The organism is Nocardioides allogilvus (assembly GCF_003047285.1).
GTDB classification, from domain to species: domain Bacteria; phylum Actinomycetota; class Actinomycetes; order Propionibacteriales; family Nocardioidaceae; genus Nocardioides; species Nocardioides allogilvus.
Genome location: NZ_PZYX01000017.1, coordinates 41,268 through 53,915 on the forward strand (window position 1 = coordinate 41,268; position 12,648 = coordinate 53,915).

Below are 12,648 nucleotides of genomic sequence, written 5' to 3' on the forward strand. Positions count from 1 at the left end.
CTGGCGGAAAGTCAGTGGCGCAAGGGTGAGCGGTGGGCTGCGCGGAGCACCTCGGCGCGGGCCAGGTACTCGGTCTCGTCGATCTCGCCGCGGGCGAACCGCTCCCCGAGGGTGTCCAGGGGGTCGCGGTGTGCTGGCCGGGTGTCGCCTGAGCGGGTGTCGCGGAAGAGCACCACGACCGCCCACACCACCAAGCCCCAGAATGCGACCATGCCGAGCAGCATCACCAGCCAACCGCCCCAGCCCAGCCCGTCGTGGTTCCAGCCCATCATGGTCCTCAGCTCCTTCGTGTCTTTGGCCTTCACTGTCGGTGCCGCACCCGCGCCCTCCGGTCACCATTCGATGAAGGTTCACTGAAGATCGGCGCTCGGCACCGTCCGCTCGCACAGCTCGAGGCATGAGGGCTGTCACGATGGGCGGCATGGACAATGACGCCGGCCCCACCGCCCCCGGTCCGGCTGCGGGCACACCCAAGTCGCCCTCCGGGCTGCGGGCGCTCGTGGTCGAGGACGAGACCAGCCTCGCCGGAGTCCTGGGCAGCTATTTGGAGCGCGACGGATTCGAGACCACTCTCATCCACGACGGGCTGCAGGCGGTCCTCATTGCCCGTGACGTCGACCCCGACGTAATCGTCCTGGACCTGGGGCTGCCGACGCTGGACGGGATCGAGGTCTGCCGGCAGATCCGCACGTTCAGTGACGCGTACGTCGTGGTGCTGACTGCCCGCAGCGAAGAGGTGGACACCCTCATCGGCCTGTCGGTCGGCGCCGACGACTACATGACAAAGCCGTTCAGTCCCCGCGAGCTGATGGCCCGCATCCAGGCGATGCTGCGCCGGCCCCGGACACCGAGGGAGGCGGAGGATCAGCACCATGATCTGAGGTTCGCAGAGCTGAAGGTGGACGTGCAGGGCCGCGACGTGTGGCTCGGCGGTGAGCCGGTCGCGCTCACCCGCACCGAGTTCGACCTGCTCGCGGCACTGGCGCAGCGTCCCCGGATGGCTTTCAGCCGGCGTCAACTCATCGACCACGTGTGGGGTCAGACGTGGGTGGGGGATGAGCATCTCGTCGATGTCCACATCGGCCACCTGCGTCGTAAGCTCGGCGACGATGCTGCTGTGGGCCGGTTCGTGCGCACGGTCCGAGGTATCGGCTACCGGATGGGCTCCGGCGCATGACCCGGGGTCCGGCGGGGCGGGGCCCGCGGTTCTCCACCCGGCTGCTCCTCGCACAATCCCTTGTCCTGGTCGCCGGAGCTCTGACCATCTGGCTGGTCGCCTCCGCGGTCGGGCCCAGCATCTTTCACGAGCACCTCGATCGCGCCGGCGACACGCACAGCACGGAGGAAACCCAACACCTCGAGGAGGCCTTCGCCTCGGCCATGCTGGTGTCGGTGGGCGTCGCGCTGGTCGCCGCGGTCGCTGCGGCACTCGCGGTGTCGTGGTACTTCAGCCGCCGCATCCAACGCTCGATCGGCAACGTCGCCGCGGCTTCGTCCCAGATCGCCGCGGGCCGCTATGACACGTACGTCGACGACCCGGGTCTGGGCGCCGAGTTCGCTACCCTCGCGGCCACGTACAACCGTCTGGCCGGTCGACTAGAGGCCACTGAATCCACGCGACGTCAGATGCTCGCCGACCTCGCTCACGAGATGCGCACACCCCTGGCGACCATCGACGCCCACCTCGAGGCGCTCGAGGACGGAGTACGCCATCTCGACTCCGACACCGTCACGGTGCTGCGTTCCTCGACCCACCGGTTGCGGCGGCTCGCCGAAGACATCGGAGCGGTCTCGCACGCCGAGGAAGGAGACCTGCGCCTCGATCCTCGTTCCGTGGATGCGACCGAGGTCGCTGCCACGGCCGTGGACGCGGCTCGCGATCGCTACGAGGCCAAGGGTGTCCGGTTCGACGTCGACCTGCACCCAGCGGGCCGGGTCGATGTCGACCCCGACCGGATCGGACAAGTGCTGGGCAACCTGATCGACAACGCGCTCCGTCACACCCCGGCTGGCGGCCGCGTCACGGTGTCCTGCCGGCGGGTGGACGACTGGGTCGAGTACGCCGTGGCCGACACCGGCGACGGTATCGCCGCAGAACACCTGCCCCACCTCTTCGACCGGTTCTACCGCGTCGACACGGCCCGCGACCGCCACCACGGCGGCTCCGGCATCGGACTGGCCATCGCCAAGGCCCTCATCGAGGCCCACCGCGGCGGCATCTCCGCCACCAGTGCCGGACCCGGACACGGCAGCACCTTCACCGTCCGCATCCCCGCAGCCTGACGGCAGGCGAGGGACTTTGGTCCCAAGGCACCTTCACCGAACCTTCACCGAAACCTCGGCTGAACGACGAGACGGATCGCCGAGTCTCAGGGGGAACCCGTGACGCAGGCACGCTGCGACGCGTCCCCCACCTGTCAGGAGCTTCCGCCCATGAACCAGACCGCCGCGCGCAGCGCAGACCCGACCTCGCGTCCCAGCGGCCGACCACGTGGACGCCGAAAGTTCATGCTATTTCTCGCCACGCCACTGGCAGGCCTGCTGGCTGCCGCCATCGGCGTCATCGCGCTCACTGGACCGGACGAAGAGACGGCCGACACCGTGCCCACCGCCCACACCGGAATGGTGACCGGAACTGTGTGGGTCGCGAACGAGGAAGGCGGCACCCTCACCGCCATCGACGCAGCCACCCACCAGGTGGCCACCACCCTGGACGGCATCGAGGGCCCGCACAACGTGCAGATGGGGCCGGACGGGGCGAGCTTGTGGACAGTCAGCGGCCATGACTCGTTCGCCGCGATGCTCGACACCACCTCCCTGGAGGTCCACGGTGCTGTGCCCACCGGGGGATCCCCGGCCCACATCGTGGTCACCCCAGATGGAGCGACCGCCTACACCACCAATGCCGAGGACAGGACCGTCACCGCCATCGACACCGCAACCATGCGTCGGGTCGCGACGATCCCCGCCGGGGCCGGACCCCACGGACTCCGCCCGAGTCCGGACGGACGCTGGATCTACGTAGCGAACGTGTCCGGCACCACCTTGAGTGTCATCGACACCACCACCAACACGCTGGTGGACGACATAGCTGTGGGCCGAGGCCCTGCGCAGGTCGCGTTCTCTCCGGACGGCCGTTTCGTCTACGTCTCCCTCAACGGTGAGGACGCTGTCGCCAAGGTCGACGTCGCCCGCCGACGCCTGGTCGGCAAGATCAAGGTCGGCGACGGTCCGATCCAGACGTTCGTCACCCCCGACAACCGCTTCCTGCTCGTGGCCAACCAGGGAGACGAAACGGCGCCGGGAACCACCGTGTCGTTCATCGACATCGGGTCGTTCACGCTCACCGAGAACGTGGACACCGGCCAAGGCGCCCATGGGATTGTCGTCGAGCCCTCGGGGAAGCATGCCTACGTCACCAACCTGTATGGCAACGACGTTGCCGTGATCGACCTCGCAACCCTCACCGTGGTGGCCAGGATCCCGGTCGGAGGGAAGCCGAACGGCATCAGCTACTCACCCCTCACCGTGGAGCCAGCGCCCACCACGATGCTCCGCCTCCCAGACGGAACCGCCGGGGAACCAGCGCAGCACTCGGACGACGAAGGTCATGACGGCGACACCCACTGACCCACCGCGACCGCGGACTCCCGGTGGCGGAGCCGGCGACATGAAGGTTCGGTGAAGGTATTCCGCCACTACTTGCGCTGATACCCCCTAGGGGTATTATGATTTGTGACGAACAGCGGCAGTCAGACATGACTCTCAAGGAGGCCGGCGATGCACACGGAGCCTGGCTACATCACCGAGAAAAAGGCCATTCAGACCCGTCTGCGACGCGTCGAGGGGCAAGTCCGCGGGATCCAGCGCCTGGTGGATGAAGACACCTACTGCATTGACATCCTCACCCAGATCGCAGCTGCCACCAAGGCCCTCGAGAGCGTGGCACTGCTGCTGCTTGACCAGCATCTGAAGCACTGCCTCACGCACGTCGAAGGCCCCGAGGACACGCGACGCAAGCTCACCGAGGCATCCGAGGCCATTGCCCGGCTTGTCCGCTCCTGACCCAGCAGCACCCGACCTAAGGAAGTCCGATGACCGAGACCACCGAGACCAATGACCAGGCCCGCAGCCAGCCGCTGCTGGCAGACCAGAGCGCCGACGCCGGCAGCTGCGGATGTGGCGGTTGCGGTTGCGGTGCTGCTGACACCGGCTCGGCCACCACGTCCGCGGCGTCCAAGGCGATCGACGTGGAGAACACCACGACCACCCACAGCTACGCCGTCTCCGGAATGACCTGCGGCCACTGCGCCGGAGCCGTCACCAGCGAGCTCAAGTCCCTCGCTGGCGTCACCGATGTGCAGATCGAGCTCGTCGCCGGCGGCATCTCGACGGTGACAGTCGTGAGCGTTACCACCCTGGACGACACCCATGTCACGGGCGCTCTCGAGGAGGCTGGCGACTACCAACTCGCTCAGCGATAGCCCACCGGCAGACCACCGCAACCCGCCGCAATACACGGCTGTGCGAGGAGATGAACTCGGATGACGACGCCCACCACCACCCCAGATCAGTCCAGCCGTGAGCTGGATCTGAGCATCGGTGGGATGACCTGTGCCTCCTGCGCGGCTCGGATCGAGAAGAAGCTGAACAGGCTGGACGGGGTCACTGCCACGGTCAACTATGCCACCGAGAAGGCAAAGGTCAGCTACCCAGCCACGCTCACCCCCGATGACCTCGTGGGGGTGGTCGAGGCCACCGGCTACACCGCAACCGTGCCGCCTCCGGCGTACAGCGACGGGGAACCACCGACTGCCACCGCGTCGGACGACCGGGACATCGAGGCCGCGGGCTGGTGGCAGCGACTGGTCATCTCAGCGGTGCTGACCGTGCCGGTGCTGGCCTTGTCGATGATCCCGGCGGTGCAGTTCGACAACTGGCAGTGGATCTCCCTGACCCTGGCCTCACCAGTCGTGGTCTGGGGTGCTTGGCCGTTCCACCGCGCCGCCGTGACCAACGCCCGGCATGGCGCAGCCACCATGGACACCCTGATCTCGGTCGGAGTCTCCGCCGCCTGGCTGTGGTCGCTGTGGGCGCTGCTGTTCACCCACGCCGGGATGACCGGAATGCGGATGCCGTTCGACCTCTTCCCCGATGCAGACGCGGGCGTCCACATCTACCTCGAAGTCGCCGCGGCCGTCACCACCTTCATCATCGCCGGCCGCTACTTCGAGGCCCGCGCCAAGCGACAGTCCGGCGCGGCGCTGCGAGCGCTGCTCGACATGGGCGCCAAGGATGTCGCGGTCCTCCGGGACGGGGGAGAGGTGCGCATCCCCGCGCACCAGCTCGCCGTCGGCGACCGGTTCGTCGTACGCCCGGGGGAGAAGGTCGCCACCGACGGAGTCGTCGAGGCGGGTACCTCTGCCGTCGACGCCTCCATGCTCACGGGAGAACCAGTCCCGGTCGAAGTCGGCCCTGGTGATCCGGTCGTGGGTGCCACCATCAACGCCGGCGGTCGACTGGTCGTCGCTGCCACCCGGGTCGGAGCCGACACCCAGCTGGCTCAGATGGCCCGACTCGTCGAGGACGCCCAGAACGGCAAGGCGCAGGTCCAACGCCTCGCCGACCGGGTCTCGGCGGTCTTCGTGCCCGTCGTCATCGGCCTGTCCCTGCTGACGCTGGCTGGCTGGCTGTTGACCGGACACAGCGTGACCGCGGCTTTCACCGCCGCAGTAGCGGTGCTCATCATCGCCTGCCCGTGCGCCCTGGGGCTGGCCACACCGACCGCCCTGCTGGTGGGGACCGGTCGTGGCGCCCAGCTCGGCGTGTTGATCAAGGGCCCCGAGGTCCTCGAGTCCACCCGGGTGGTCGACACCATCGTGCTCGACAAGACCGGCACCGTGACCACCGGGAGGATGGAACTGGCCGAGGCCATCCCCGCCGACGGCGTCGACGCCGAGAACCTGCTCCGGCTGGTCGGGGCTGTGGAGCACGCCTCGGAACACCCGGTTGGTCAGGCGATCGCAGCCGGCGCCCGCGCCCGACTCGGGGAACGGCTGCCCGACGTCGAGGGGTTCGCCTCAACCCAGGGCCTCGGGGTTGCGGGCGTCGTGGACGGCCACGCCGTCGTGGCCGGACGGCCGGGCTGGCTCGCCCAGGAGTGGAGCCAACCCCTCGATGCGCACCTCATTGAGGCGGTCCAGATCGCGGAGCAGCAGGGCCGGACCGTGATTGCCATCGGGTGGGACGGCGCCGCCCGTGGCGTGGTGGTCGTCTCCGACACGATCAAGCCCACCAGCGCCCAGGCCGTCGCCGAGCTCAAGCAGCTCGGGTTGCGCCCGGTGCTGCTCACTGGCGACAACGAACGCGCCGCCCGCGCCGTCGCCGCGGCAGTCGGCATCGACGAGGTGATCGCCGAAGTTCTCCCGGCGGAAAAGGTCGCTGTCGTCGAACGTCTCCAGCGCGAGGGCCGCACCGTGGCGATGGTCGGCGACGGCGTCAACGATGCCGCCGCACTGGCCACGTCTGACCTCGGCATCGCCATGGGCACCGGCACCGACGTGGCCATCGAGGCTTCTGACCTCACACTGGTGCGTGGCGATCTGCGCGCGGCCGTCGACGCGATCAGACTCTCGCGCCGTACCTTGCGGACCATCAAGGGCAACCTGTTCTGGGCCTTCGCCTACAACGTGGCCGCTCTTCCCCTCGCCGCACTCGGGTTGCTCAACCCACTCATCGCCGGCGCTGCGATGGCGTTCTCTTCGGTGTTCGTGGTGTCCAACAGCCTGAGGCTGCGCCGGTTCCAGGCCGTCTCCACATCCTCCTCATCTCATCCGGACGCAGGGCAGGACCACGCGGTGACCCGCGTTTCTTCCAGGAAGGCAGAGCGATGACCACGCATTCACACTCCGACGGCCAACACGATCCCGGGCATCAGGGTGGCGAGAGCAACGGCATCGCCACCACCGTCCTGGAGGTCTCGGGAGTCCAATGGGCCAGCAGCAAGAACGTGGCCGAGGCCGTTCTGGCCCGGCGGCCCGGTGTCCTTTCGGTCGATGCCAACCCGGTCTCGCAGACCGCCACTGTCACCTACGACCGCAACCGCACGAACCTGAGCGAGCTGCGGGCGTGGGTACGTCAGTGCGGCTTCCACTGCGCCGGCCAGTCGGTCCCGCAGCACGTGTGCGACCCGATGACCGAGCCGAGGTCCGCGACTGGACACGACGGCCACATCACCCAAGACGCGCACGCGGGGCACCCGACGGCACCCGCGTCTCCGGTGAGCTCGCCGCACGACGCGATGGGCCACGGCGGGCACGGGTCCATGTCGATGGCCGACATGGTCCGCGACATGCGCAACCGGCTCCTCGTTGCTGCGCTGCTCTCCGTGCCCATTCTGTTGTGGTCACCGATCGGCCGGGAGGTGTTGGGTTTCGAGACCGTCGCGCCGTTCGGCCTACGCGACGACGTGTTCAGCCTGTTGCTGTCACTGCCGGTGGTGTTCTACTCGGCCTGGATCTTCTTCGACGGGGCCTGGCGGGCGCTGCGCGCTCGCACGCTCGACATGATGGTGCTGGTTGCCGTCGCCGTGGGGGCCGGCTGGCTCTACTCGCTCGGGGTCACCCTCACCGGTGGCGGTGAGGTGTTCTACGAGGCGGCCACGGTGCTGACCGCGTTCGTGCTGCTCGGGCACTGGTTCGAGATGCGCGCCCGTGGCGGCGCCAACGACGCCATCCGAACCCTCCTTGATCTGGCGCCTCCGCAGGGTCTCGTCATCCGCGACGGCGAACCGGTCGAGGTGTCCACAGCGGAGGTCGTCGTCGGGGACCTGCTCCTGGTGCGCCCGGGCGCCAAGATCGCGACCGACGGGGTCGTGGAGGAAGGTGACTCCGACGTCGACGAGGCGTTGGTCACCGGCGAGAGCCTCCCGGTGCACAAGTCACCTGGCGACCCGGTCATCGGGGCCACCGTCAACACCACCGGCACCCTCCGCGTCCGTGCCACCAAGGTCGGCGCGGACACTGCCCTGGCCCAGATCGTCGCGCTCGTGCAGCAGGCGCAGAACTCCAAGGCCCCCGGACAGCGACTCGCGGACAAAGCCGCGTTCTGGCTCGTCCTTGTCGCCCTAATCGGCGGGGCCGGAACCTTCTTGGTCTGGCTGGCGGCGGGCGCGAGCGTGCAGACCGCGCTGCTGTTCGCGATCACCGTTGTCGTCATCACCTGCCCCGACGCGCTGGGCCTGGCCACGCCGACCGCGATCATGGTCGGTTCCGGGCTCGGTGCCAAGCGGGGCATCCTGTTCAAGAACGCCACCGCGATCGAGACATCGGCCCGGATCGACACCGTGGTGATGGACAAGACCGGCACCCTCACCAAAGGCGAACCCGAGGTCACCGACGTCGTCCTCGCCCCCGGCGTCGACGAACAACGAGCCCTCGCCCTGGCCAGTGCCCTCGAACGCGAGTCCGAGCACCCACTCGCTCAGGCAGTCGTGCGTCACGTCGACGCGACAGACGCCCCACGCCTGCGCGCCACCGGCTTCCGCAACGTCACCGGCATCGGGGCGCTCGCCGAGGTCGACGGACACAAGGTCGCGATCGGCAACCGACGGCTCATGGAATCAGAGGACATCGCGGTCGGCGACCTCGGAGCGCAGCGCGACGAAATCGCCTCAGGCGGACGCACCGCGGTGTTCGTCGCCGTCGACGGCAACGTGGTCGCCGTGATCGGGATGGCCGACGCGGTCCGCGAGACCTCCGCCGCCGCAGTCACGGCCATGCACAAGGCCGGCATCCGGGTCGTCATGCTCACCGGCGACAACCACGCGACCGCCGAGCGGATCGCGGAGGAACTCGGAATCGACACCGTCATTGCCGAGGTGCTGCCCGAGGACAAGGCACGTCACGTCCAGCAGCTGCAAGACGAAGGACGCGTCGTCGCGATGGTCGGCGACGGCGTCAACGACTCGCCCTCGCTGGTGCAGGCCGACGTCGGTATCGCCGTTGGCGCCGGCACCGACGTCGCCATCGAGGCCGCCGATGTCGTCCTCATGCGCTCCGACCCGCTCGACGTGCCGGTGGCACTGACGATCGGACGGGGCACGCTGCGCAAGATGCGACAGAACCTCGGGTGGGCAGTGGGCTACAACGCAATCGCGTTGCCGATCGCCGCCGGCGTCTTCGAGCCCGCGTTCGGCCTGGTGCTGCGGCCCGAGATCGCCGCGCTGTCAATGTCCGGGTCGAGCTTCCTGGTTGCCGTGAATGCCTTGATGCTCAAGCGCCTACCGCTGCCCACGCAGCCCGCTGACCCCGAACCAGTTCAGGCTGACAGCCTGCAGCCAGCGCACTAGGTCCCCCAAGGGCCCTCGTGGTCAACTCCAGGAGCACGTGCATTCGATGGGAGACGCGGCAGTCGAGCACCTCCGCGCGCAGCACCGCCAGGGCAGTGATGGCCCTCTCGAGGGGTCGCTCGAGGACCGTCCGATCTGAGTCAGACCGCCGACTGACTAGGGCCGGTTTCTTGATCGAACCTTCACGGCAGGAATGCACACCCGATACCTGCAGCCGGTTGCCTGAGTAAGTACGCAAGCGAGGCATTGCCATTGCGCGGTTGCCTGCTCGATCGCCGTGACCGGAGGAGAAGTCCGATGAACGTCAATGACGCACTCGTCATCTTGGCCGCACTGATTCTCACCAGCGTGCTCGCGTGGTTCTTCTTCGGCCCAAGAAGGACCAGCCACGCGCAGCTCGAGGACGGGTTCCAGGTGGTTCGAGTGACGGTGAAGGGCGGCTACCACCCTGACCTGCTCGAGGTGCGACCAGGTACCCCAGTGCGGATGGTGTTTGACCGCCAGGAATCCGGCGACTGCTCCTCGCGGGTCGTCATGCCGGAGTTCAAGGTCAACGAGCTGTTGCCGGCACATGCCACGACTGCCGTGGAGTTCACTCCGACGGAGGAGGGGACTTACCGCTTCGCCTGCGGGATGAACATGATCAGCGGGACGCTTCGCGTTGCCGGGGGAGACGATTCGGGACAGACCCCGACCACTGACGACAACCTGGGTCGCGACCACTCTCAAACGAACCGCGACAGTAACAAGTCACCGGTGGTGACCGACACAAACGATTCTGTGTCTCCAGACGGTCGCGAGGGTGAGGACCCGGAGGCCGCCGAGCGTGCCGCGGAGATCTCGGATCTGTCCCGTCGGGTGATCGTGGGAGCGGTCCTCAGCGCCCCGGTGCTCTTCGCCGTCATGCTGACCGAGTTCTTCGCTGTGACCTGGATGCCCGAGCTCCTGATGAACAGGTGGTTCCAGTTGGCCCTGATCGCGCCCGTCATGGTGTACACGGGCTGGCCGATCCACCGCACAGGTTGGTTGGCTCTCAGCCACCGGACCGCGGACATGAACTCCCTCATCACCCTCGGAACGGTCGCAGCCTTCGGCTACAGCCTGGTCGTGACTGTCGCCCCCGGCTTGCTCCCGCAAGACGTGCGCGAGGTGTACTACGAGGCAGTCGGGGTGATCATCACGCTGATCCTGCTCGGCCGCCTGCTCGAGACCCGAGCAAAGGCAGGCACGGGTGAAGCGATCCGCACCCTCATTGGTCTGCAGCCGCGCACGGCTCGCGTCGTGCGTGATGGCCTCGAGGTGGAGGTCCAGATTGACGACGTCGTCGTCAACGACATCGTCGTGGTGCGCCCGGGCGAGAAACTGCCAGTCGACGGACAAGTCACCGAGGGAGCTTCCGCGGTCGACGAGTCGATGGTCACGGGCGAGCCGATTCCGGTCGCCAAGGCGCCAGGTGACACCGTCATCGGGGCGACCATCAACCAGACCGGCACCTTCCGCTATGCCGCGACCAAGGTCGGCGGGGAGACCATGCTCGCCCGGATCATCAAGCTGGTCCGGGAGGCGCAGGGCTCCAAGGCGCCGATCCAACGACTCGTAGACACAGTGTCCAGCTACTTCGTCCCGGCGGTCATCGCCATCGCAGTCTGGACCTTCGTGGTCTGGGCCCTCGCCGGCCCCGACCCCGCCTTGGTGTTCGCGCTCGTCGCCGCAGTGTCAGTCCTCATCATCGCCTGCCCCTGCGCCCTCGGCCTCGCCACGCCCATGTCCATCACGGTGGGTACCGGAAAGGGCGCCACCAACGGCATCCTCATCCGCTCGGCAGAGGCACTCGAGACCGCGCACAAACTGGACACGGTCGTGCTGGACAAGACGGGCACCATCACCAACGGCACCCCCGTCCTGACCGATGTGATTCCATTGGCAGGCTTCACCGGCGACGACCTGCTCGCGACAGTGGCCGCGGTCGAGAACTCCTCCGAGCACCCGCTGGCCTCCGCAATCGTGGATGGGGCCAAGCGCCAACACCTGCCTCTCCCTGAAGTCACCGCCTTCGACTCGGTCACGGGGCAGGGCGTCCGCGCGCTGATCGCCGGCCGCGAAGTGCTGGTCGGCAGCCCACGACTCCTAGCGGGCGCTGGCATCGACCCCACCCCGCTGCTTGCTCACGTCGAGGCACTGGCCGTCGACGGAAAGACACCCATCCTCGCGGCAGTTGCTGGTATCCCAGCCGGGGTGATCGGCGTCGCGGACACGGTCAAGGATGGCTCGGCGGCCGCCGTGGCGGCACTGCAGTCGCGCGGCATCGACGTCGTCATGATGACCGGCGACAACCGGACCACGGCCGCGGCGATCGCACGTCAGGTCGGCATCCGCCGGGTGCTCGCCGAGGTCCTGCCCGAGCACAAGGCCGCGGAGGTCAAGCGCCTCCAAGCCGAGGGACGCATCGTCGGGATGGTGGGCGACGGCATCAACGACGCCCCGGCCCTGGCCCAGGCGGACATCGGATCAGCCATCGGCACCGGCACCGACGTGGCCATCGAGTCCTCTGATATCACCTTGGTCTCAGGTGCCCTGGCCGGTGTGGTGACCGCAGTCGACCTGTCCCGGGCCACCATGCGCAACATCAAGCAGAACCTGGGGTTCGCCTTCGTCTACAACGGGCTCGGCATCCCCGTCGCAGCGGGCGCCCTCTACCCGTCACTGGGCCTCACCTTGAGCCCCATGATCGCCGCCGCGGCAATGGCCCTCTCTTCTCTGTCGGTGGTCGCCAATGCCAACCGGCTCAAGACCTTCCGCCCCCGGGCCTTTCCTGACACCGTCCAACCCCTCGAGGGGGAACCGGTCGTAGAGGTAGGGCCCACAGCGAAGGACACCACAAAAGGCACTCACCAAGGAGGATCACCCATGTCCAGTGCAACCGTTGTCGACCCTGTCTGCGGAATGGCAATCGACCCCGCTGATGCTGTTCGCAGCGTTGAGTACGCCGAAACGACGTACCTCTTCTGCTCCGAGCACTGCGCCGCCAGCTTCGAGAAGGACCCAGGCATGTACGCCGGCACCGGTACCTGACCGACTGCCACGTGCGGACCTGTCGCGGATTGGTCGATCGACCCGGCGGATTTCTTCAGCGAATCTTGACCTGATCTGGTTGGACTCTCCATCTCGGGAGGTCAAGATCGCAGGGACACGAGGCGCCCTAGCTGTTCTGTCCACGGAGGTTAGGCAGCGGCTCTAGACACAGGTGAAGGCCTCCGGGTGAGGTGTGGAGCAGCGACGCATCTCACCGAACCGGAGGC

The 12,648-nt window shown here is 67.8% G+C and carries 9 protein-coding genes; 8 read left to right on the forward strand and 1 reads right to left on the reverse strand.

Going from position 1 to position 12,648, the window contains the following annotated elements:
• Positions 1 to 11: 11 nt before the first annotated feature.
• Positions 12 to 305: an SHOCT domain-containing protein gene (locus C9J87_RS18430; RefSeq protein WP_010834854.1), complete on the reverse strand. Its 294-nt coding sequence runs from the start codon at positions 303 to 305 to the stop codon at positions 12 to 14.
• A gap of 107 nt (positions 306 to 412) precedes the next feature.
• On the opposite strand from C9J87_RS18430, the gene C9J87_RS18435 reads away from it, so the two are divergent.
• From C9J87_RS18435 to C9J87_RS18470, 8 genes are all read left to right on the forward strand, one after another.
• Positions 413 to 1,177 carry a response regulator transcription factor gene (locus tag C9J87_RS18435; protein WP_010834855.1) on the forward strand — a complete coding sequence of 255 codons (765 nt, stop codon included), beginning with the start codon at positions 413 to 415 and terminating at the stop codon, positions 1,175 to 1,177.
• Positions 1,174 to 2,283, forward strand: coding sequence for a sensor histidine kinase (locus C9J87_RS18440; protein ID WP_107706271.1), 1,110 nt, complete (start codon positions 1,174 to 1,176; stop codon positions 2,281 to 2,283). Before C9J87_RS18435 ends, C9J87_RS18440 begins: the two co-directional genes overlap by 4 nt.
• Before the next feature lie 225 nt (positions 2,284 to 2,508).
• The gene (locus tag C9J87_RS18445; protein ID WP_232820115.1) at positions 2,509 to 3,630 is read left to right on the forward strand and encodes a YVTN family beta-propeller repeat protein; all 1,122 of its coding nucleotides are present in this window, start codon (positions 2,509 to 2,511) and stop codon (positions 3,628 to 3,630) included.
• A gap of 150 nt (positions 3,631 to 3,780) precedes the next feature.
• On the forward strand, positions 3,781 to 4,065 hold the full coding sequence (locus C9J87_RS18450; protein WP_010834715.1) for a metal-sensitive transcriptional regulator: 285 nt from the start codon (positions 3,781 to 3,783) through the stop codon (positions 4,063 to 4,065).
• 29 nt (positions 4,066 to 4,094) lie between these two features.
• Positions 4,095 to 4,484, forward strand: coding sequence for a heavy-metal-associated domain-containing protein (locus C9J87_RS18455; protein WP_010834716.1), 390 nt, complete (start codon positions 4,095 to 4,097; stop codon positions 4,482 to 4,484).
• Positions 4,485 to 4,544: 60 nt separating this feature from the next.
• Positions 4,545 to 6,893, forward strand: coding sequence for a heavy metal translocating P-type ATPase (locus tag C9J87_RS18460; RefSeq protein ID WP_010834717.1), 2,349 nt, complete (start codon positions 4,545 to 4,547; stop codon positions 6,891 to 6,893).
• Positions 6,890 to 9,349, forward strand: a complete 2,460-nt coding sequence (locus tag C9J87_RS18465; RefSeq protein ID WP_010834718.1) for a heavy metal translocating P-type ATPase — start codon at positions 6,890 to 6,892, stop codon at positions 9,347 to 9,349. Before C9J87_RS18460 ends, C9J87_RS18465 begins: the two co-directional genes overlap by 4 nt.
• Before the next feature lie 297 nt (positions 9,350 to 9,646).
• Positions 9,647 to 12,421: a heavy metal translocating P-type ATPase gene (locus C9J87_RS18470; RefSeq protein WP_010834719.1), complete on the forward strand. Its 2,775-nt coding sequence runs from the start codon at positions 9,647 to 9,649 to the stop codon at positions 12,419 to 12,421.
• The last annotated feature ends 227 nt before the right edge of the window (positions 12,422 to 12,648 follow it).

Excerpts from the sequence above, each read along its gene's own strand:
- C9J87_RS18435 (WP_010834855.1), top strand. The coding sequence starts at position 413 with ATGGGCGGCATGGACAATGACGCCGGCCCCACCGCCCCCGGTCCGGCT.
- C9J87_RS18440 (WP_107706271.1), top strand. The coding sequence starts at position 1,174 with ATGACCCGGGGTCCGGCGGGGCGGGGCCCGCGGTTCTCCACCCGGCTG.
- C9J87_RS18445 (WP_232820115.1), top strand. The coding sequence starts at position 2,509 with ATGCTATTTCTCGCCACGCCACTGGCAGGCCTGCTGGCTGCCGCCATC.
- C9J87_RS18450 (WP_010834715.1), top strand. The coding sequence starts at position 3,781 with ATGCACACGGAGCCTGGCTACATCACCGAGAAAAAGGCCATTCAGACC.
- C9J87_RS18455 (WP_010834716.1), top strand. The coding sequence starts at position 4,095 with ATGACCGAGACCACCGAGACCAATGACCAGGCCCGCAGCCAGCCGCTG.
- C9J87_RS18460 (WP_010834717.1), top strand. The coding sequence starts at position 4,545 with ATGACGACGCCCACCACCACCCCAGATCAGTCCAGCCGTGAGCTGGAT.
- C9J87_RS18465 (WP_010834718.1), top strand. The coding sequence starts at position 6,890 with ATGACCACGCATTCACACTCCGACGGCCAACACGATCCCGGGCATCAG.
- C9J87_RS18470 (WP_010834719.1), top strand. The coding sequence starts at position 9,647 with ATGAACGTCAATGACGCACTCGTCATCTTGGCCGCACTGATTCTCACC.